Here is a 22,019-nt window from a genome sequence, read left to right as displayed (position 1 = left end):
TATTTTTTTTGTTACTGCCCGATAAACAATAACCGAAGCATAGGTAGCAGCAGGTAGAAGGGGATGTTCACCAGTTGTTTGAGTTCATCCAGTGCCCGGGCCATGAGTTTGTAAGTGGCTTTAACGGAGATATCCATCACCGTGGCAATCTCATCATACTGCATGTTTTCATAGAAGCGGAGATAGACGGCTTCCCGCTGCCGGGGAGTGAGCTGTTGTAACGCCTGTAATATAGCAGCTTTCAGCTGCTGGTCCTGTTCCCGGAGGATCAGGATATGATCGGCGCCGAATTCGGGGGCGGCGGACCGGCTGGCCCGCTCTTCGCGCTCCATCCGCCTGATGGCGTCTTCGTGATAGCGGAACAGTTTGCGGCGGAAGCTGCTGTATACATAGCTCTTACTGGCATCCATGGCTGGGTTGCGGCTATGGACCTGCCACATGGACACAAATACATCATGAATGGCATCTTCGATCAGACTGTTGTTGTCCGTCAGTTTCCTGCCATAGTTGTACAACTGCCTGTAATGCATTTTATAGGCTGCTGCCGCCTCTGGGGAATCCGGAGCATTAAATATGACGTTGATATTCCGTTGTTCATGAGTGTCCATCAGCGAGGCTAAAGATAGAAATTTTCCGGTTATTATCTTGTAGGCCAATGGGTAGGCGGCAGATAACAGGGAAGAAGCAGAAATATTTTTGTCAGAGCGGTAGTTTTTTTTATTTTTGTATCGATCATTACAAAAATGAGAGGAAGACCAGTAACATATGATAGCGACGCGGTTGTTCTAAAAGCCCAGGAGGTATTCTGGGAGAAAGGATATAGCGCTACCTCCTTGCAGGACCTTCAGACGGCCACGCAAATGGGAAGCGGCAGTTTATATAATACTTTTCCTGGGGGCAAGAAGGAACTTTTTTCCAAAGCATTGCGGCAACGGCGGGAAGCCTTTCAGGCTTTCAAAAGAGAACTGAAACAGCATGCCTCGCCGGTGGACCTTATTAAAGACTTCTTCAGAAGCCTCGCTGACGCTGATGAACACACGCACCTGAAAGGATGTATCATCGCCAATACAGTGACCGCACTGGCTTTTGTGGACCAGGAGCTGGAGACGGAAGCGGTGAGTATCCTGAAAGATGTGGAGCGGATGTTTGCGGAAACGATCCGGGAGGCTCAGAAGTCAGGCGCCATCGCTAATCCCGCGGATGCCGCTGTTTTAGGCAGATACCTGGTCACTTGTTGGAATGGCCTTAACGTGACCCGAAGAATGTATCCTGATAAGGAAAAACTGAAAGAGCTGATTGAAATGCAGCTCAGCATACTACAATAAAAATTTTTTTACTAATTTTTGTAATGATTATTACAAAAATATAATTCAGACTGAAAATATGGATTTACAACTAGCATCGAAGCGTGCTTTCATCAGCGGGTCCACACAGGGAATAGGGTTTGCGATAGCACAGTATCTGGCACAGGAAGGAGCAGCCATCATCATTCACGGAAGAACGCAGGCGAAGGTAGATAAGACCGTAAAGCGGCTCTCAGATTCGTTTCCAGGAGCGGTGGTCATGGGAATAGCGGCAGACCTGGCGGTTCGGGAAGAGACGGAAGCATTGCTGCAGCAACTGCCGCCGGTAGATATACTCGTCAACAATGCGGGTATATTTGAAGTGAAAGATTTCATGGATATCGGAGATGACTCCTGGCACAATTTCTTTAATGTCAACGTCATGAGCGCTGTGAGGCTTTCCAGGCAGGTATTGCAAGGAATGCTGTCCCGCAATTGGGGCAGGATCATCTTTATCAGCAGTGAATCAGGACTCAACGTTCCAGGCAACATGATTCACTACGGTACCACCAAGGCGGCCATGCTGGCGCTTGGCAACGGGTTGTCAAAATTGACGAAAGGCACACGGGTAACGGTTAATACTATTCTCGGAGGCCCCGCTTATTCCGATGGTGTGGCGACAGTAGTAGAACAAATCGCTGCCAGCCACCAGCAATCTGCTGAAGCCATCAGGCAGCAGATCATGCAAAGTGCCAATCCTCACTCATTGCTGGAACGTTTTATCGACCCCGCAGAAATAGCCAGTCTGGCGGCCTACCTGGCCAGCCCGCTGTCATCTGCTATTAACGGTGCTTCTATACGGGCCGATGGTGGTGTATTAAGAACGCTGTAATTTTAAATTAATGTGGGCAATAGCGTTTGGGACTGGTGGAGTAACAGCGCTATTGGAACACGCCATACTGAAAATATTCCGTTGGGTAAGCGAAATGAAGGCCCTGAGAATCGCGTATTTCGCGGCCTGGTTGATCCTGCAGAGGTATACAGAGTCGACATAGGCGCAAAATAGACAGTCGACAGTGAAACCCTGGATATGCCTTCTTGATCTGCTTTGCCGACCGGTTACAAGGCAAAGGAGTAATTAATGGAAAAAGTATTGCTTAATCGTATTAAGTCGGTACATGGTGCCGAAATGACGCCCAACCAGATGTTAAAACTCTCTTCATAATTGCTGACGTTTTGGATGTAAGCGTTAGAATCTTGCTTGTCGATAATAAGGCAAAATAGGGGCAATAGGGGCCGCCCAAGTACACCCGTTTAACTGTAATTTTTGTTGGTATTGGTTTTTTTGCTAGTTTGAAAGAACTAGTTCTTTGACAGCTGTTACTACGCAAGCGGGGCAGTGGTTAAAATAGGCCGTTTATTGTCTTAACTCGCTGATTATCATCACGGGTTAAAGTAAAAATACATGTAAAGGAGAACTTATTAATAACGTTCTCTTTTTAATGGGTTATTCTATTTAACATAATGTTTATTATAGGAATAATTGGCAACCGTGATATTTATCCTCTCAAAGCGAGAAAATTTATACCGAAATGAGGTGAGATTTTCATGAAATGAAGCCGCTGTGGCTCGTCTATACGGATCTCTGCTGGCCCGATGTACAGATGACCGATTCTCAGCGCACTCAGTTTTGATCGATGCTGCGCTTTTGGGGCTGCTGCTGTTCTTTAAATCTGGTTGAACGGGAACAAACTAAAAAGCCGCCAGGCTGACCCATACCCCGGCGGCAAAAAAAATTAAATAAAAGCAATGAATTCGATCACTTCTCCATCCAGCCCGTACACCAGTGCGTTGCGAACATTCAAAGGCGGCAATCCAAGCGATAATACGCAAGGTTCGACGCAGATCGTAGCGCCGAGCGATAATGCGTGCGCACAGGCGGCGTCCACATCATCGACTGTCAGCGCCAGGTGCAGCAATGCGCCCGCCACAACACTTTCTCCTGGCGTTTTACGGCGGCCCTGCGTGGCCACATTCGCGTCCTTGTCGAAGATCTCAATAAAGGACTGTGTACCCGGAATCCGCAGCAGCGCAGCGTGCGTGATATTATACTCCGGAAGCGCCCAGGAATGGAAAGGTTCCAGGCCCAGCGCCTCGTAAAATCTGCAGGTGGCGGCAAAATCATTGGCCTGTATCGCCAGATGATGAATCCCTGTGATATTCGTCTTCTTCATGCATCAAACTTACTGCAAGACAAGTACGTAGATATCGGGCTAACAAAATTGTTAGTGCTACAACCAGCTACCATGGCTGATCTAATGCTCAAATTTTGACACCATCAGCTTCTGGGAGGCGTATATACCGGAATGACCGCTGAAATAATACGCAGTGAAACACGCAACGGCAAAATACAACACATGATCGGCGCCAAAAAGTTCTACGCCCATCAATGTACAGGCCAGCGGGGTATTGGTGGCTCCGGCAAAAACGGCGATGAATCCGAGTCCGGCGAAAAGATCTACCGGAGCGCCCAGCAACAGCGCCAGCGTATGACCCAGCGCGGCGCCCATAAAAAACAGGGGGGTCACCTCCCCTCCTTTAAAACCCATTCCCAGCGTCACAGCAGTGAAAACCAGCTTCCAGAGCCAGCTCCATTCAGAGATATGTGCTGTATCCCGGAATGCATTGACGATGCTGATCCCGTCGGGTGACTGGCTATTCACACCCAATCCCAAATAATCACGGGTGCCGACGACGAACGTCATGGCGATCACTATCAACCCGCCCACCACCGGAATCAACCAGGGAATTTTAATATAGGTGTTAGCGTTATATTTGATGGCATGTATCAGCCATGAAAATAGAAAACTGGTAAGCCCGAAAGCTACACCACAAACAATGACTTTCAGTAACAAGAGCAAATCTGCTTTTACGAAAGGGATGTAAGGCGTCAGATGTGTACCGGTATATAATATATGGTAATGGGTATGGGATATTCCCCAGGCCGAGCAAACAATATCGGCCAGTACGGCAGCTATCAGGCAAGGTACCAGCGCATCGTACCTCATAGCACCAATGGCCAACACTTCCAGCGCGAAAACAGTCCCTGCAATGGGTGTACCAAATACAGCCCCGAAACCAGCTGCAATACCGGTCATTAATAATATGCGTATATCCCTCTCCGTTAGCCCCAGCGTTTTTCCAATCCACGCAGCCATGCTGCCGCCTATCTGTACCGCTGTTCCTTCCCGCCCGGCGGAACCGCCAAACAAATGGGTGATTACCGTCGTCAGCAACACCAAAGGCGCCATCCTCGCGGGGACACCGCCACCAGGCTGGTGTATTTCATCCATGATCAGGTTGTTACCTCTCTCTGCGTTTTTGCCGCCAAGACGGTACAACCAATAGATCAAAACACCTGCTGCAGGCAATAAGTATAATAACCATTCGTGTTCAAAACGAAGCTGGGTCGACTTATCGAGCAACCATAAAAAGAGGGCTACCAGGCTACCCACGATCAGGGCAACGGGTAATACCAATACTGTCCATCGCAGCAGCTGATACGCCACTGTCACCTGTTCCGGTTTATTTGTGTGTTGTTTCATGTCCTACAAACAGCAATTTACAACGATACACTTGTATCGTCAGGTTTGTTTTGTAGGCGCCATCAGTTCCGGAGGACCCGGAACGGTTCTGAGCAGGAAGACACCATTTCCTGTGTCGCAAAAATAAAACTAATCTGCTAATAACCCAGCATAATATGCTGCGCCCCAGAGGGCCGACTTATCATTATTGACAATATGTATCGGAACGCTGGCCAGCAATTCGGCCATCCGGTCGCCTTGCAGATAGTGATGATAGAATTCTCCCGTCTCCAGCAACCGCGCTATCTTCGGTGGAATGCCGCCGCCAAGGAACAGGCCTCCGGTGGACTTCATCTTCAGCACCAGGTTGCAGGATTCGCGGGCCAGATAACGGACAAACAGCTCCATGGTTTTCACACAGATGGCCGCTTTTCCTTCCATCGCCGCGTTACTGATAACCGCGGCATCATCACCGGCCTCCATCTCAGTCACCAGTGCCGCCGGCGCTTCCATGCCTTTCACGTCACGAAGAAATTGGTAGATGGTTACTATGCCCGGTCCCGAAATCACGCGCTCCCAGCTGGCAATCTCATATTTCTCCTGCAGATAACGCAACAGAGCGATGTCCAGTTCTGTCCGGGGCGCAAAGTCACCATGGCCCCCTTCTGTAGGAAACGGATGATGGTGCTGCCCATCCCAATATAACCCGGCCATCCCTAAACCTGTACCAGGCGCAATGATCGCCATATTACCACTGCTGTCGGCCGCACCACGGTGCAGCGTAGTCAGCTGCCCGGGAGATAAGGTAGCCAGACCATAAGCCGTAGCCTCAAGGTCATTGATCAGCGCTACGGCGTTGATCCCGGTAGCCTGACGGATCTCGTCTTCACTCAGCTCCCGCGCCAGATTGGTCAGTTCCACCTTTCCCTTCACAACAGGCCCGGCTACGCCAATGCATATACGCTGCGGCTGCTGGTCGCCCTGACTGATAAAATACTGAATAATCTCTGAGAAACTGGCATAGTCACGGGAAGCATATTTATCCTCACGCACCACGTCCAGATCGCCATCGGCCAGTCGGAACAGCGCCAGGTTGGTTTTGGTGCCTCCCAGATCGCCTGCCAGCAAATACAGGTCACCCCCCTCTTCATATACGGGTGCTACAAACTTCGGCAAATAGTGCTGCTTTTTGATCGTATGCATAACATCGTAAACTTATCTCCTAAAAATAGTCAAATTGGAACAGCATTTGCCTCTTGTTGAACAATTTTCCGAAAAAAATGTAAACCCAATAAATTGATTTTTAATGGAAAGACATACCTATCAGACTGGACTTATCGGTAACTGCGCCTTCCTGGCGCATATCAACAAAGACACGAATGTAGATTGGCTCTGCTGGCCGAGGATGGACAGCTCCTTTATTTTTGGCGGGCTGCTCGACCGTAAAAAAGGAGGTACCTTTTCCATCCTTCCTACCGGTGATTTCGACTCCCATCAATATTATATGGAGAACACCAACGTGCTCTGTACCGAAATCAGCACACATGAGGGCAGCTACCGGGTGACGGACTTCGCCCCCCGCTTCCTGCAATATGAACGTTTCTTTAAGCCGCTGATGCTGATCAGGAAAGTAGAGCCGCTGGAAGGCTCTCCCCGCGTACGGGTGAAATGCACGCCCACCTGCGACTATGGCGCAGCCCAGTTGCATCCTGTCCGGGGCAGCAACCACATCGAATTTGCCGGTTGTGAAGACAACATCAGGCTGACCACCAATATCGCCGTCAGTTATGTTTTTGAGGAAGAATACTTTGTATTGAACGAAACCAAGTACCTGATACTCACCTACGGGCAACCGCTGGAAGCGGCGCTGACCAGCACAGCTGAACGGTTCCTGCGGGAAACCATCACCTACTGGCACACCTGGATCAAACACTCTTCCATCGCCGGTTATCATCAGCCCTATGTTATCAGGGCCGCACTGGCGCTCAAAATTCACCAGAACGAAGACACCGGCGCCATCATTGCCGCCAGTACCACCAGCCTCCCCGAATTTCCCGACAGTGGGCGTAACTGGGATTACCGCTACTGCTGGATGCGCGACAGCTATTATGTAATTACCGCACTGAACCATATCGGGCACTTCGAGGAGATGGAAAAATACTTCAGCTATATCACCGATATCTCGTTCTCCGACGACTTCCGTTATCAGCCCCTGTATGGCATTACCGGTAAAAAGGACCTGGTGGAAACCATTCTCCCCCACCTCGACGGCTATATGGGCAACCAACCCGTGAGGATCGGTAACCAGGCTTACGAGCATATCCAAAATGATATCTATGGACAAGTGCTGATTTCTATGCTGCCCCTATATACTGATCACCGCTTCATTTTCTCTGAACGAAAAGATTCCGATCGCTGGATCAACCTTCTGCTGAAGAAAATAGAACGTACCATCGATGAAAAAGACGCAGGTATCTGGGAGTTCCGCAACATGGCTAACGTACACTGTTATACAAACCTGTTCCAGTGGGCCGGCTGCAACGCCGCGGAAAAAATGGCACGCACCATCGGCAATGAGGAATTGATTGAAAGGGCCGTGGCATTGAAAAACCGCGCCGCCGCCCATATCGAGAGCTGCTACGACCCTGTCCGTAAAGTATATACCAACGCTGCCGGCAGCCAGCATCTCGATGCCAGCACGCTGCAGCTGATCATGATGAACTACCTGGACCCCGCATCCGAAAAAGCGCGTGATCACCTGGCGGGCCTGGAAAAAGAACTGAAAACACCGGAGGGACTTTTTTACCGTTACCGTCACTCCGATGACTTCGGGCTACCCAGGACCACTTTCCTCGTATGTGCATTCTGGTATGTGGAAGCGCTCGCCTGCGTTGGACGTGTAGAAGATGCGCAGCGCGAATTCAGCAAATTGCTGCAGTATTCCAATCACCTGCTGCTCTTTAGTGAAGACGTGGAATCGGCCACCGGCAGCCAGTGGGGTAACTTCCCGCAGGCATACAGCCATGTGGGCCTGATGAATGCTGCCTATCGCATTGCCATGAAACTGGACAGGCCGATATTCCTGTAAACATTCGGACCTCCGGATATCCGGATATTTTACCGGTGTTTATTATATATATAAATATTAATAATAAACACCGGTAAAACATCTGGCTATCTACCTTCCTAGACTTCTAAATGAACTGTTTTCAGGGTGCGCAACAGATGCCGCACCTCATGATGACTGCGGAGATAGTATTGTGCCGCAGACACCTGGCTTCCTACTTTGATCGTAATCGCCTTTGGCGGCAACGCCTTGAAAATATCTTCATCCGTCACATCATCGCCCATGGCCATAATAAAATCGTATTTCTTATGATTCAGCCAGCTTAGCGCGGCCTTTCCCTTATTGATCTCTATATTTTTTACCTCAATAACCTTGTCACCGGGTAATACCTGCAGCCCTTTCTCCTGTGTGTAATAACGCAGGGTGTTCATCAGCTCATTGGCACGCAGTTCCCCCAAACCGGATTCCACTTTACGGTAATGCCATACCAGCGAGTAACTTTTCTCTTCCACGAAAGAGCCCGGTGTACGATCAGTAGCCTGCTCCAGCATGGGCAAGATTTCCTGTTTCCATTTGTCAGTCAGTCCTGGCAGCTGGTACCACTCCCCTTCTTTTGTCTTCTGCCAGGCCCCGTGTTCGGCAATCAGGTCCAGCGGCAAATGCCCGAACCACTCTCCCAGCGTTTCATGTTTTCTGCCACTGATCATAACAATGTCATTGCCCGGATAAGCGGCCAGTTCGCGCAGCAACTGGTAGAGGTCCGGGTCGGGTGCGGCCATATCGATATTGGACTGGAAACCCACCAGCGTGCCGTCATAATCCAGGAAGATAATGCGCCTCTTGGATTTCCTGTATTGCTGCCGAATCAACACTGCGGTCTCCTGGTTGACCCTGCGGGCCAGCATATTCTGCTGCATTTCATTCACTTCCTCCAGGCGGGTCATGAACAACTTCACCCAGTGATTAATATTGAATTTGGACACCAGCTGGCGCATCTGTTTCATGCGTCGCTGTTGTTCCGGCAATGGCATATTCAACGCATCCACAATCGCCCGTGTGATAGCGCCAATGTTATTAGGATTGACGATGATCGCGTCGATCAGCTCTTTAGATGCTCCTGCCATTTCGCTGAGGATCAGCACCCCGTCGTTATTATTGCGGCTGGCCACATACTCCTTGCTGACAAGATTCATCCCGTCGCGCATGGGTGTCACCAGGCAGATATCTGCATAATTATACAAAGCTGCCAGCACCTCTACAGGGAAGGAACGGTAAAAATACTGCACCGGGTGCCAGGAAAGGGTCCGGAAACGAGCGTTGATGTTGCCCACCAGTTTGTCTATTTCATCGCGCAACTCTTTGTATTGCGGCACAGTGTCCCGGGATGGCACCACGATCATATACAAGACAACTTTACCTACATATTCCGGATGCAGTTGCAGCAGTAACTCAAAAGCTTGCAGGCGTTGCAGGATTCCCTTACTGTAATCCAGGCGGTCGATGGAAAGCACCATCCGCTCCTGCTGAAAATTCTCCTGCAGGTTTTGCAGCTGGTGTTTTACCCCCGGGTCGTTTCCGAGGGCGGAAAATTTGTTAAAGTCAATACCCATCGGAAAAGTCTCCACCACTACAGTACGGTCATTATAGGAAACCACGTTGGCACTGGTGTTTACCGGGAGAATACGGCTGACGGCATTAAGGAAGTGCCGGGTATCATCGAAAGTATGAAAGCCCAGCAGGTCGGCGCCCAGCATCCCTTCTACCAGTTCTGCACGCCACGGAATAAGGCGGAACAACTCATAGGAAGGGAAAGGAATATGGTTAAAAAAGCCGATGGATATCTCGGGCATCTCTGCCCGCAACATGCCGGGCAACAGTAACAGCTGGTAATCGTGTATCCAGATGATGTCTCCCTGTTCAGCAACCTGCATCACAATATCGCGGAACTTTTTGTTCACCTGATAGTAAGCATCCCAGTAACCCTGATCGTAACGGGCATACACGGCCATGTAATGGAACACCGGCCATAAGGTCTCATTGGAAAAACCTTCGTAGAAATTATTGATTTCTTCCTGTGTGAGAAAAACGGGCATCAGGTTCATCTGCCTGAGCTGCCTGGTGATTTTCTCCTGTTGTTTCGGATCTGTGATTTCCTGTCCCGGCCATCCCAGCCAGATGTTATTGCCTTCTCTGTAAATAGATCCTAAACCGGTTGCCAATCCCCCTTCACTGGCCTGTAGTGAAAATTCACCATCTTTCTCTGTAATTTTTACCGGTAGCCTGTTCGAAACAATAATAGTCTTTCTCATAGTCAGTTTATATCTCTAATTATCAATTACGTGATTTGTGCGCAGCAACAAAAACAAATAGCACACCCAAAAGAGCGGAACCGATACATATAAATAAATATAATGCTGCTAAAGCGGCTGTGGTTCATCAACAGGGACTATCCGGAGTTGGACAGCGGGATTTCCTGCAAAGTGTGATCTTCGCAATATAGTGATTTTCAGGGGCAAAAGAAAGGGAAATATCTCCCCTTCCTGCGAAATACTTGCTACGCAGGGGTTTCAACACATATAAATATAAAAGGTATTTGTCAACCGAGCAGTTGTTCCATTAGCTGCATGCCCTTAACGGCATCTTCCACCGAAGAGGGATTAGTCCCCTCACCGCGGAAATATTGCACCACTTCAGCAATAAGAGGCGCCTGTACGTTAGCCGGCGTATCAAAATTGAAATGCTCCGTTCCGGCGGCTGTCTCCAGCTCTGCCAGATGAAAATCCCGGAAGAAATGAAACCGGATAGTACCGGCATCTCCCGTGAGGATACAGTTATCTTCCTCTTCTCCTGCAGGTGCGGTGAAGTTCCAGCTACCATTAAAGCGTACGCCGTCGGAAAATAGTATCTGTCCGCTTACCTGGTCGGCTATACGCGGATCAGTTCCGGTACTGGTACCGGTTACCCGGACAGGTTCTCCGAAATAATACAGGAGGATATCCAGCTGGTGTGGCGCCAGGTCATGGAAGTGGCCACCGCCCGACAAGGCAGGATCCAGGCGCCAACCGGCATTTTCTTTCGGGGCATTTTTCCGGAGGCGCAGCTCCGCGGTGCGTACCTGGCCAATGCGGCCTTCGGCCAGCCACTGTTTCACGGCAACGAAAGCAGGCAGGCGCCGGCGGTAGTGCGCCACACTGGCACGAACACCGGCTGCACTCACCGCAGCGGCTATACGACGGGCAGCCGCCAGATCTATGGCAACCGGCTTTTCTATGTAAACCGGCAAGCCCTTCCCTATGGCCGCAAGGGCATATTCTTCGTGACTGCCAGGCGGCGTGGCTATATAAACAGCATTTACATGAGGGTCCTGCAACAAGTCATAAGCATCATCATAATAACGGTCCACCTGGTGGCGCTTCGCATAATCCTGCGCCAGTTCCTTGTTCCGGCGCATGACGGCCACTACATCGCTGTTGGCGGCCAGCCGGAAACCCGGTCCGCTTTTTACTTCTGTCACATTCCCGCATCCAATGATGCCCCAATTGATCCTGTCCATAATAATATCGATATGATTATCCCGACAAAATACAAATTACTTTTTTAACGTCATCAGCACTACACCAGCGATCACGATGGCTGCCGACGCACCCACCATGCTGTCAACCACTTCATTGCCGATGGCCCATCCGAGGAACATAGCGACTACCGGATTCACATAGGCATAGGTCGACGTGAGCCGTGGCGGCGCATTCCGGGTAAGCCAGCTGTAAGAGGTGTACCCTATGAGGGAACCGATCATGACAAGATAAATATAGGCCAGCCAACTACGTTGAGACATCCCCGGTAGTGTGCCCCAAGCACCAGGCTCCAGTAAAGCACTGACCAGCAAGGAGAAAGCGCCACCAGCAAGCATCTGTATCGCGGTGCTGATCATCTGCGTTGGCATGGACAATCGTTGTACAAGCAACGAACCGGTAGCCCAACTAATGCTTCCTGTCACCACTACAAGAATAGGCCATAACGGAAAACTACGCGTAGCATGAGCTGCAGCAAAAGGATTGAATAACAGAAACAGCCCCACAAACCCCAGCACAATTCCCAGCGCGGTCAGCAGCGAAGGGCGCTTCTTACTGAAAAAGGCCCAGTCCAGCCCCACGAACCAGGCCGGCATGGCGGCCACCAGTAAAGCTACCAAACCTGACGGCATGTGGTGTACCGCCAGCGCCACGGTTGTATTGCCGATACCTATCAGCAACACGCCCACGAAGATAGCAGACAACAGTTGCTGGCGGGTGGGAATACGCCGCTCTTTCGAATAACCAATTGCCAGAAGGATACCACCGGCAACAAAAAAGCGAAGCGCAGACAATAAAAAAGGAGGTACGGTTTCCGTGGCGATCTTCAATCCGAGGTAGGTAGATCCCCAAATAATATATACTGCCAGCAGGTAAAGGAAAGTCTTTGAGCTATAGCTGGCAGGTGCTGATGACGTGGTCATTTTGTTTTCTTTTTATTACGCTGATGAAATTGCTGTACTTTATGAATATCACCACAAACACTCATACTGCACCACTTCCGGGAGCCGTTACGGCTTTTGTCGAGGAACAACCATCCACAGGCCGGGCATTGACGGACCTGTTGCAGGCTTTTTCCGGTGTACAATTCAAGGGCCGACTTTACCAGCCACCAGGTCAACTGCTCCAACGCCGGAGCGTTGAACAAAAGTTCCCCCTGCCGTTGCGCCGGTCTCCATGCAACCTCGATGTTAGCATATGCATCGGCCACATAGGTATTGAATAAAACAATGTCTGAAGGGTCGGGTGCTTTCCGATGGATAGCAGCAGTAAAGAGCCTTAATAACAACTCCCGGAGTGCGATGCATTTGTCAAAAACGACCGCCGCTTTTTGAGGGTACCCCTTCGCCAGCCGTTCCAAAGTATGAGACACTTTGGCAGTAATTACTCCTGTGCGATCATACCATTCCAATAGTTCCTTAAAACCGGGGAGGTAGTCAAAGAGCACAGGCTTGTTTCGGTTACTAATCGTGTTCACAAAATCCAGACACAGTATCCCGCCGTCAAACCGTAAAGTGGAGATGCTTTTTTCCATAGACATAAACAGTTGTTTAAAATGGTCCTCTGCACAAATGTAAGGCATTAAATTAACCAGTAAAATTAATTTTGGTAGTTAATAAAAACAGGAAGCTTTGCCGTGGTTTCAGCAACTTAAACTACTACTTCATCATAATCAATAAAAAATATTCAAAATCAATCTATTAAAAAATAAAAAACAGCCATTCCAAATGGCTGTTTACTTGTAACAGTAATAGTATTTTAAGGCAGATTTCGTTTAGGGGGAAGATCGTTTTTGGAAGTGCCTGTCTCCTGTTGTGCTGAATAGCGGACGGCAGCAATAATACACTAAAAAACGGAAATATCTATATGAATTTACAAATACAAAATATAAATATATTAATAAATATACAAATATTTTTTTGAATTAATTATTGGGGACATAGTCTGTCAGGGCACGCTTATGGAAAGCCAGGATTATTATGACATAATGACCTGATCGTTTCTGATGAAGACTTCAATAAGAACTGACATTTGTCGCTTACACCTTACAAAAATGGCGACAAACGAAATAAAAAAAAGAACGACATTTGTCGTCCTCTACCTACAAATTTAACATTTACGGAAGGTCGGGAAGATCATTCCGGGGTGGACAAAACACGGTTTATCATTCATGTACCCTTACCACCTGCCCTGTAATTACCCCTTCGATGGTCCTCAAATAAGTATTCACCAACCTGCTCATCGGCACCGGATTAAATCCGGGAAACAGATGCCCGACAGCGCCGGCAGAATCCGCCGCCAAACCCCGGGCTAACAGCATTGATACGCATACCCCGCTGCAGCTCCCCGGTAGATATACCAATTAAGTTGAGCGAGGTAAACAGCCGGTGTTTCAGTAGGTTATGCTACGCTACCAGCAGATAATTGACAAACATGACAACCTGGTTACGGATGGCTATAAGATAAAATAAAAACGGCACCGTCCTTGGCGCCGTTTTCTATCGTACTTCAATACAAATAATATATATATATATATATATATATATATATATATATATATTTATCTTAAAGTATCCACTTTATGCAGGAACGCGTCTGTAACCGGACGTGGCGCGCCTTCTGCCACATACACTTCGATCATGGCATTGGTAGGCCGGCGAGGCGCCAGGAACGAATCCACCAGCTGATAGTGTTGTTGCAGTTCTCCTCTCAGGGTAAACGGGAAAAAGTTGTTTAACGTTGGCGCATACTCGTAGAGCACAACATCATAATGATGGGTGCGTACTTTCTCTTTGAACGCCGCCAGCTGGCGGTTGAACATCCCTACGCCCAGGTGGTACCACAGCGGGTAATCCTGGCCCGTTTCCAGTTTAAAAGGCATCGCTGCGGCCAGCGGTGTCAACTCGGTCATGTTCAGCACCTTAATATTGTCTCTTTTCTGCTGTACGACCGGCAGCGCCATTACCCGGTCAATACCCGCTACCGTTGGCGCCGGCATATAAATCTTATGAAACACCGGCAATCTGGAAAACGTCCACTGCGATACAGGTACATCCGTTGTATCAGTATTGACCATATAGTTACGACGCGATACCACATTTTCATGGGTGGAATCATTCGGTGCGTACACTGCTTCTTTCACGGGGAACAACCGGTCGGTATACCGGCCGATATATTTCCACCAGGTACCAGACCACCAGAATAAAATCAGCACCGTAGCCAGGGCTAAGGAACTGCCCGTACGCAGCGGAACTGACAACAACCGGCACAACCAGCTGGCTATGAATGCAAAAGCGAAACTGTGAAAGAAAATATTATTGTCCGGTGGTGTGTAGCTGGTCACCTGAAAGATAGCCGCCTCTCCTAAAACACCCAACGTCAGCAGGGCAAACAGTACTTCCCTCCGCTCATGTATAAAAGCGCCCCATTGTTTTACCCCTGCAAACAAACAAAGTGCTGCCAGCAATACATAGATCTTGATCCAGTTAGATCCGCCCATGATCTCATCGGTAAAATCGTTTAGGGCTAACCGTGAGCTGTGAGGCGCCTGCCCGTGGTTGAACCAGTAGGCAAATCCAGGCATCAGCGGAACGATGAACAATGCGGCTATTACCACAAATAAAACGAGGAACACCGGTATATCCAGCCAACGGCGGGTTTCCAGTGAGTTATAGGCCAGCAGCGCCAGGCACAGCATGAGCGCCATGCCGCCACCATCCTGTTTGGTAAAGAGCGATAAAAAGACAAACAAGGCCGCCAGTGCTATCAACAGATAACGACCGCCCTTACCTTCTGCAAAGAAGGCGCGCAGCAGAAAGCTGATAGCCACCAATTCGTAGACGATCACCGTATGGTTGTACCAGGGCCAGAAGTTAAAGAAGGAATAAGACATGACAAACACCAGCACCGACAGCAGCCGTACACCCGGTGTCACATGCAGCGTTTTCAGAATGGATCGGAATGACAGGCCCGCGATAATATTAATGAACACCTGCGCTTTCACCAGTGTGATCATCTGTGGCCCGAACAACTTGAAAAACAACGCGGGAATGATCCAGAAGCCATATCCCAGCGGTGAACCATAATCTTTAAAAGGTACCTGCCCGGAAGACAGGCGGTAAGCGCCTTCCCATGACAGGAAGATATTTACACGATAGGGAAAGGTGGTAAACAACGGTACCAGTGCCAGCAACACAATGATCAGGATTTCTAAAACCGCCCATTTGCGGGCATTGGGAAACGAATTGGACATACTGTATCTGTTATAAGGAGGTGTTATCCTTTATTTCTGAAAGGTTTATATACGGGGTATTGCGCTAGTGCCAACATGGGTCTGTCGCCGTTAGTGTCGCCATAAGCATAGATATCCGTATAGTCGTAAAGGTTAAACTGCTGCCGGATGCGGACTACTTTCTCCTGGCCGTTGCAGTTGACACCGGAGAGCCTGCCGGTGATCAGGCCGTCGGCCACTTCGAGATTGCTGGCAATACAGTCAACCCCCAGCGTCTCACACCAGGGCGCCACCCAGTCACGGGCCGAAGCGGTCACCACCACCACCTGCCGGCCCTGCTGCTGATGTTTCCGGATAGCTGTCAATGCCGGTTCCCGTACCAGCGCCGGCAACCTTTCGCGGCAGAAGCGCTGACAATTCTCGGTAAACTGCGCCTCCTGCATGCCGCCAAAGAAGTGCCGCAGCACTTGTTCTTTGCTTTCCTGCGCTGTCCGCCTGCCTAACTTAAAACGGACGAGTCCCGGCAACAGGCTGACCATACCGGTGTACAGCGCGGCGCTTCCCTTCTGAAAACGGATGATCTCCCATAGGGTGTCCCTGTGGGTGATCGTGCCGTCAAAATCGAAGAATGCAATACCCGTCACAGTTTTAATTTTTTAAAGATAAACTCAGGTATCAACTTAATAATCAGCATAATATATTTCCAGGGCCATTTTACAAACAGTACATTTTTCTTACGCTGCACGGCTTTGAACACCGCATTGGCCACCAGCTCCGGCTGCGCCGTCAACAGTGGCGGCAGAGTCAGATGCTGCGTCATAGCGGTATTCACAAACCCCGGCAGCACGCTCACCACGTGTACGCCACTACGAAAAAGCCGGTTGCGCAGCCCGCTGAGGTAAGCCGTGAACCCCGCCTTGGCGCTGCCGTATATATAATTGCTTTGCCTTCCCCTTTCACCGGCCACAGAACTGATGCCGACAATAGTACCAGCTTTCCTCGCTTCATACGCATTGGCCACTACATTTAATATAGATACGGCGCCGGTGAAATTGGTGTCCAGGATGCGGGCTGTTTCCGTCCAGTTTTGCTGCGCCTGTTCCTGGTCCCCCAGGTAGCCAAAAGCACAAACAGTAACGTCCGGTGGCTCCGGAAGCGTGGCATAAAAAGCAGCATGGGTATCGTAGGCGGTTGCATCGAATGTGTGCACGGAGGCGGTTATACCATACCGTATCTGGAGGTCCTGCTGCAATGGCTGCAGGGCAGCGGCCTGACGGCCAGCCAGTTGTACGTTATATTGAGCGGCGGCAAACCGGCGCGCAATGGCCACTGCCATGTCCGAGCCTGCGCCTAAAAGAAGTACTATCGGCATGTAGGTGTTTGGTTAATAAGGGGAAACTATTTTGTCAGTAATAATCTTTCTGATTGGAGCGACTCAAACCGCTTACCGGGATTGTAGGTGTTTACAATCTCCGCAAAACGACCGGCATTGGGGTAACTCTTCCAGAATACCTCCTGCTTCATGCGGGCGTCTTTTGAAAGATACAGACGGCCACCGTACTGCAACACGATCTCATCCAGCTCGTCCAGAAAGGCGAACAGCCCTTTTCGTACCGGGAAATCCAATGCCAGCGTATACCCTTCCATCGGGAAAGATATCAGGGAGTCCTGCCGGCCAAACACTTTTAATACTGCCAGGAAAGATCCCCACCCTTTGTCGCTGATACGGCGGAGAATGGCGACCAACCCTTCTTTTTGTTCCAGCGGCAGTACAAACTGGTATTGTATGAAACCCGCTTTCCCGTAACCACGGTTCCAGTGCAGGATAGCATCCAGTGGGTAGAAGAACGGCTCATAAGGCACCACATTGTTGATCTCCTTTTTAAAGTTCTTACCGTAGTACAACCAGTTGAAAGCCTTTACCGTAAATGTATTCAGGATAAAAGAAGGCAGGTTGAACGGTACCGTCAGCCGGGGTTTGGCTGGCAGCTGCAGCGGGGCCTGACCTTGTTTGGCGTTCAGGTCCGCTTTGGTGGCGTGCTCTCCCACGATCAGGATACTGCGGCCAAAGGAATCTCCTTTCTGCAGGCAGTCGATCCATGCCATGGAATAGGTGTAGTGTTTATATTCGTCAAACAGCCGTATCACCTCTTCGAGGTTCCGGGCTTTAATCTGTTTCTGTTTGATGTACGCCGTCTCTATTTTTTTCAATCCGAACTTTACCCGGGTGATCACCCCGGTAAGTCCCATTCCTCCGCAGGTAGCCCAGTACAGGTCGGCGTGCGCCACGGGGGAACAGGTGATGGTGAGGCCGTCGCCGGTGATCACATCCATCTCGGTAATGTGGCCGGAGAAAGCCCCTTCCATATGATGGTTCTTACCATGCACATCAGAAGCTACCGCTCCGCCGACAGTAATAAACTTGGTCCCCGGTGTTACCGGCAGGAACCACCCTTTGGGAACGATAATATCCAATATCTTGTCCAGGGTAACGCCGGCCTGGGTTTCCAATACGCCGGCAACGGTATCGAAAGAGAGGACCTTGTCGTATTTGAGCATCGACAGGGTGTGCTTCCCCAGAGAAGCATCACCGTAACAACGGCCATTGCCGCGGGCAATAAACCCATGATGAGCCACTACGAACGACCGTAGCTGCTCTTCCTGCGTATAAGCACTTTCTTCTGATATGATGGCGGGGTAATTACCCCAGTTAGCTAACCGCTTTTGCATTATTCAAAAAAAACTTTATTAGTGGGCCAATAAATCAGCACATAAAAACTCAGCACCCACAGGAGTATGGTTAATTGAATAAAACGGTCTTTATATAGGATCTTGGTGGGAGAACCAGTGTTGTTCTCCACGTAGGTTATTTGCAAATATCGTAATAATCCGCCAATTACAAAAAGGGTTGTGTAATAGAGACGGTAAGTATGAAAGCGGACCTGCGTTTCCGGGGCCATGGTATACATCAGGTAACACACAATAATCACCGCCGACACCAGTGCCAGCATTACATTGAGAAAATCCGGATTATACCCTTTGGCAGCCTTGCGCATCTCCTGCCCTGACTGCAGGCGGATCAGTACATCGTCGCGGCGTTTGGCGATCGCCATGAACAGCGCCAGCAGGAAGATCATTACCATCAGCCATTCGGATATGGCGATGCCACCGGCAATACCGCCGGCTTTCACCCTCAGTACAAAACCGATAGCCAGGATGATGATGTCCAGGATCGAGATGTTTTTCAGCCCAAAGCTGTAAAACAGGTTCATGAGAAAATAGATGCCCAGCACAAAGGCGAACTTGGCGCCCACCATCCATGCCAGCGCACCGCCCACTGCCAGGCAACCAATGAACATGAGCAGTCCCGCCGGCCGGGATATTTCTCCGGAAGCCAGGGGCCGCTTACATTTCACCGGGTGTTGCCGGTCAGCCTCAATGTCCTGGTAATCATTGATAATATAAATACTGCTGGCGGTGATGCTAAACGCCATAAAAGCGAGCAGCAGCTCCAGTACTTTGGCTACATTGAAGATCTCTCCGGCAAAAAACAGCGGAATAAACAGGAAGGTGTTCTTTGCCCAGTGCGCGGGCCGGAGTAATTTGATGTACTTCATGATGGGGATCAGGGTAAGTCGCCGTGCCAAATTACAATTTTATTCTTTTATCCCCTGCCTATAAAAAAAATGTCCCACCCTTGCGGTGAGACATTTTTCTATTGTAACAGATTGATTGTACGTTGTTGATCAAGCGGCTTTTTTCATGCCTGCCGGTGTTACCATCGCAGGTTTCAGCTTGATGATGCCCAATACATTGAACAGTTTCATCACCTGGTAGCTCGGGTCCAGTTCATACCATTTTTTGGCGAAGTTAGGACTGTCTTTGAATTTGTGGTGGTTGTTCTGGAACAGTTCGCCCAGCAGGATGATCCCCCAGGGAGAAGTGTTTTTGGATTGATCACCGTTATCAAAGTTGCTGTAACCATATTTATGACCGCACCAGTTAACGATAGCGCCCTGTACAGGTCCCATCAGGAAGTGGATCGGGAGCAGCAGGTACAAATACCACATGCCGGCAGGTACAAACACTACGTAGAACGCCACGTAGATGGCCATCCAGGCGATGCGGGTGATGTTGCTGTCGCCCACTCTGTCCATCGCTTCCCATTCAGGCAGCGGCTCTTCGAGGAATACAGCATCCACGGTGCTGGTACGGGTCACGAAACCATTGTAGATCTTACGGGTTTGTACCATCATGGTCCATACGTCCTTAAAGAAATGCGGAGAATGCGGATCTTTCTCTGTATCGCTGAATTCGTGGTGCATCCGGTGCATCACCCCGTAAGCACGTGGGATCAGGTAGGAAGACCCCTGGAAAAACCAGGTACAGAAATAAAAGAAACGTTCCCAGAATTTATTGGTGGTATACATCTGGTGAGATGCATAACGGTGCAGATAAAACGTGTGGAAGAACAGTGACAAGAACCAGTGCACACAAAAGAATATCAGGATCGCCGTCATTAGAAAACTTTAAAAATTGACAAATAATCTCCAAAGGTATACTTAAATACCGGGCTTTCACGCAGTTTTACAAATTGGTATAGTGAATGAAATGTTAAAAAACTATTTCTTGCGTACAAACCGCAGGTCCAGCAGGTTCATACCATTATTATATAAACCGGACACATGAGGCTGTACCAGCCGCATGGCCTGGTCATAGAACAGCGGCACCACCGGCGCGTCCGCGATAATCCGGCGGTCCATCTCCTGGTAAAGCAGGTAACGCAGGCTGTCGTTGTTTTCCTCCAGCGCCTGCTCATACAGCCTGTCGAAGGCCGGGCTGGCGTAGCGTGTATAGTTCGGTGGCGCAGGATTGCGGCTGTAGAACATCGCCAGGTAACTCTCCGCATCCGGATAGTCAGCAATCCAGCTGCCGCGGAAAAAGAGCGCCTGCGACTTGGCCGTCTGCTCCAGCAGCAGGCTTTTCTGCACTACCTCCACCTGTATACGGATACCAATCTCCTGCAACTGGTTGGCTACATAATCGGCCATATCTGCGTAGATGGGAATCGACAATAACTTAATGACCGGCAGCCCTTTACCTCCCGGATAACCGGCTTCAGCGAGCAACTGCCGGGCTTTGCCCGGATCGTAGGTGTATCCCTTCACCTGTGCGGTATCAAACGATGGCAGACCCGCCGGTACAAATCCTGCTGATGCCGGCGTTCCTTTTCCGTTGCGCAGGTAGGTGACCATTTTCGTACGGTCGATACCGTAGTTGATGGCCTGCCGTATTTTTTTTATCCGTACAGGGGCATTTTTTACCAGCGCATTGTTGCTGTCTGCCAGGAAGCCCAGGTATTCTGTATTGAGGAAAGGCTTCTTGTCGAGCACCATCTTATCGCTCCACTCCTGCTTCAGCACGCCCTGCTTGGTCAGTATTTCATCTTTAAACGAAGCGTCGATATCATTGATAAAATCCAGTTGCCCCTGGCGGAACAACAGGAACTCGGAGGCTTTGCTGTCCAGGAAACTGATCTGGACAGCATCGAGATAAGGCAGACGGGTCCCTTTTGCATCGCGTTCAAAATAAGTCGGGTTACGGTGAAAGACCAGGCCCTGGCCCTCATCCCAGAAAAAGAACGTAAATGGCCCGGTACCACAGGGATGGTTCCGGAAATCTTTTCCGTACTTCTCCACTGCCTCGTGTGGTACTACCGAACAATATTGCATGCTGAGGATTCCCAGTATCGGATGGAAAGGTCTTACCAGCGTCAGTTGAAAAGTGGAGTCATTCACCGCGCGGAAGCCGCTGTCTGCCGCAATACGCCCGTTGAAGATCCAGGCGCCCGGAGAAGCCGTGGCCGGATCGGTGATGCGTTGCAGACTATATACCACGTCCTGTGCCGTCATCCGCCGCCCTTTGCCGCCGGGGAAAATATCGCTGTCATGAAAATAAACGTCCGTCCGCAGGTCGAAGGTATAAGTGCGGTGGTCGGCCGACACCTGCCACCCTTTGGCCAGCGAAGGACGGATGGCCAGGTTGGTATCGGGCGCCACCAGCGTATTATATAACTGACTTACCGCCCAGATGACTGCCTGGCTCTTGGCAAAGGCAGGGTCCAGGCTGCTGATCCCTTCTGTCTGATTATACCGGAACACCTGCTGATCGTGGTTTTCCGCCTGTCCGCAGGAACCAAGCAACAGGCTGCAGCCTCCCAGCAGGCAAAGAACAGATATAACCACCTGACAATAACATCTTTTCATTTGGCAGTAAATTAAT

General features: G+C 49.8%; 18 protein-coding genes and 1 riboswitch. Of the genes, 3 read left to right on the top strand and 15 right to left on the bottom strand.

What is annotated here, in order from left to right; genetic code table 11:
• Positions 1 to 11 precede the first annotated feature (11 nt).
• Positions 12 to 608, bottom strand: coding sequence for an RNA polymerase sigma factor (locus B5D63_RS30405; protein ID WP_078672642.1), 597 nt, complete (start codon positions 606 to 608; stop codon positions 12 to 14).
• Between the two features lie 135 nt (positions 609 to 743).
• Here B5D63_RS30405 and B5D63_RS30400 point away from each other — a divergent pair, with 135 nt between their 5' ends.
• Entirely contained in the window at positions 744 to 1,325 is a 582-nt protein-coding gene (locus tag B5D63_RS30400) for a TetR/AcrR family transcriptional regulator (RefSeq protein ID WP_078672641.1), read from the top strand.
• A 58-nt stretch (positions 1,326 to 1,383) separates the two neighbouring features.
• A complete protein-coding gene (locus tag B5D63_RS30395; RefSeq protein WP_078672837.1) occupies positions 1,384 to 2,175 on the top strand; it encodes an SDR family NAD(P)-dependent oxidoreductase in 792 nt (263 codons plus the stop codon).
• A 904-nt stretch (positions 2,176 to 3,079) separates the two neighbouring features.
• Here B5D63_RS30395 and B5D63_RS30390 read toward each other — a convergent pair.
• The 3 genes from B5D63_RS30390 to glk all read right to left on the bottom strand — a co-directional run bounded on the left by B5D63_RS30390 (position 3,080) and on the right by glk (position 6,070).
• Positions 3,080 to 3,517, bottom strand: coding sequence for a VOC family protein (locus B5D63_RS30390; RefSeq protein WP_078672640.1), 438 nt, complete (start codon positions 3,515 to 3,517; stop codon positions 3,080 to 3,082).
• A gap of 81 nt (positions 3,518 to 3,598) precedes the next feature.
• On the bottom strand, positions 3,599 to 4,888 hold the full coding sequence (locus B5D63_RS30385; RefSeq protein ID WP_078672639.1) for a voltage-gated chloride channel family protein: 1,290 nt from the start codon (positions 4,886 to 4,888) through the stop codon (positions 3,599 to 3,601).
• A 46-nt stretch (positions 4,889 to 4,934) separates the two neighbouring features.
• Positions 4,935 to 5,008, bottom strand: a riboswitch (Fluoride riboswitch).
• A 9-nt stretch (positions 5,009 to 5,017) separates the two neighbouring features.
• On the bottom strand, positions 5,018 to 6,070 hold the full coding sequence (gene glk / locus B5D63_RS30380) for a glucokinase (protein ID WP_078672638.1): 1,053 nt from the start codon (positions 6,068 to 6,070) through the stop codon (positions 5,018 to 5,020).
• A gap of 103 nt (positions 6,071 to 6,173) precedes the next feature.
• Here glk and B5D63_RS30375 point away from each other — a divergent pair, with 103 nt between their 5' ends.
• On the top strand, positions 6,174 to 7,955 hold the full coding sequence (locus B5D63_RS30375) for a glycoside hydrolase family 15 protein (protein WP_078672637.1): 1,782 nt from the start codon (positions 6,174 to 6,176) through the stop codon (positions 7,953 to 7,955).
• A 98-nt stretch (positions 7,956 to 8,053) separates the two neighbouring features.
• Here the strand turns inward: B5D63_RS30375 and B5D63_RS30370 are convergent, their stop codons facing one another.
• From B5D63_RS30370 to B5D63_RS30320, 11 genes are all read right to left on the bottom strand, one after another.
• A complete protein-coding gene (locus tag B5D63_RS30370) occupies positions 8,054 to 10,243 on the bottom strand; it encodes a bifunctional alpha,alpha-trehalose-phosphate synthase (UDP-forming)/trehalose-phosphatase (protein WP_078672636.1) in 2,190 nt (729 codons plus the stop codon).
• Positions 10,244 to 10,530: 287 nt separating this feature from the next.
• The gene (locus B5D63_RS30365; RefSeq protein ID WP_078672635.1) at positions 10,531 to 11,487 is read right to left on the bottom strand and encodes a Gfo/Idh/MocA family protein; all 957 of its coding nucleotides are present in this window, start codon (positions 11,485 to 11,487) and stop codon (positions 10,531 to 10,533) included.
• Positions 11,488 to 11,523: 36 nt separating this feature from the next.
• Positions 11,524 to 12,429: an EamA family transporter gene (locus tag B5D63_RS30360; protein ID WP_078672634.1), complete on the bottom strand. Its 906-nt coding sequence runs from the start codon at positions 12,427 to 12,429 to the stop codon at positions 11,524 to 11,526.
• Positions 12,426 to 13,046 carry a CGNR zinc finger domain-containing protein gene (locus B5D63_RS30355; protein WP_159456223.1) on the bottom strand — a complete coding sequence of 207 codons (621 nt, stop codon included), beginning with the start codon at positions 13,044 to 13,046 and terminating at the stop codon, positions 12,426 to 12,428. Before B5D63_RS30355 ends, B5D63_RS30360 begins: the two co-directional genes overlap by 4 nt.
• Positions 13,047 to 14,066: 1,020 nt before the next feature.
• Positions 14,067 to 15,758: a hypothetical protein gene (locus B5D63_RS30350; protein WP_078672632.1), complete on the bottom strand. Its 1,692-nt coding sequence runs from the start codon at positions 15,756 to 15,758 to the stop codon at positions 14,067 to 14,069.
• Positions 15,759 to 15,781: 23 nt separating this feature from the next.
• Positions 15,782 to 16,381 (bottom strand): HAD-IB family hydrolase, encoded by a 600-nt coding sequence (locus B5D63_RS30345; RefSeq protein ID WP_159456222.1) that lies wholly within the window; start codon positions 16,379 to 16,381, stop codon positions 15,782 to 15,784.
• The gene (locus tag B5D63_RS30340) at positions 16,378 to 17,109 is read right to left on the bottom strand and encodes an SDR family oxidoreductase (protein ID WP_078672630.1); all 732 of its coding nucleotides are present in this window, start codon (positions 17,107 to 17,109) and stop codon (positions 16,378 to 16,380) included. Before B5D63_RS30340 ends, B5D63_RS30345 begins: the two co-directional genes overlap by 4 nt.
• A gap of 26 nt (positions 17,110 to 17,135) precedes the next feature.
• On the bottom strand, positions 17,136 to 18,467 hold the full coding sequence (locus B5D63_RS30335; RefSeq protein ID WP_078672629.1) for an FAD-binding oxidoreductase: 1,332 nt from the start codon (positions 18,465 to 18,467) through the stop codon (positions 17,136 to 17,138).
• Positions 18,467 to 19,354 carry a decaprenyl-phosphate phosphoribosyltransferase gene (locus B5D63_RS30330; RefSeq protein ID WP_200817129.1) on the bottom strand — a complete coding sequence of 296 codons (888 nt, stop codon included), beginning with the start codon at positions 19,352 to 19,354 and terminating at the stop codon, positions 18,467 to 18,469. Before B5D63_RS30330 ends, B5D63_RS30335 begins: the two co-directional genes overlap by 1 nt.
• 129 nt (positions 19,355 to 19,483) lie before the next feature.
• The gene (locus B5D63_RS30325; protein ID WP_078672628.1) at positions 19,484 to 20,257 is read right to left on the bottom strand and encodes an acyl-CoA desaturase; all 774 of its coding nucleotides are present in this window, start codon (positions 20,255 to 20,257) and stop codon (positions 19,484 to 19,486) included.
• 102 nt (positions 20,258 to 20,359) lie between these two features.
• Positions 20,360 to 22,003, bottom strand: a complete 1,644-nt coding sequence (locus B5D63_RS30320; protein ID WP_078672627.1) for an ABC transporter substrate-binding protein — start codon at positions 22,001 to 22,003, stop codon at positions 20,360 to 20,362.
• Between the last annotated feature and the right edge of the window lie 16 nt (positions 22,004 to 22,019).

It is taken from the genome of Chitinophaga eiseniae (assembly GCF_900167135.1).
GTDB lineage: Bacteria > Bacteroidota > Bacteroidia > Chitinophagales > Chitinophagaceae > Chitinophaga > Chitinophaga eiseniae.
The sequence above is the reverse complement of the archived record's forward strand: the minus strand, read 5'-3'. Positions and strand labels throughout refer to the sequence as shown.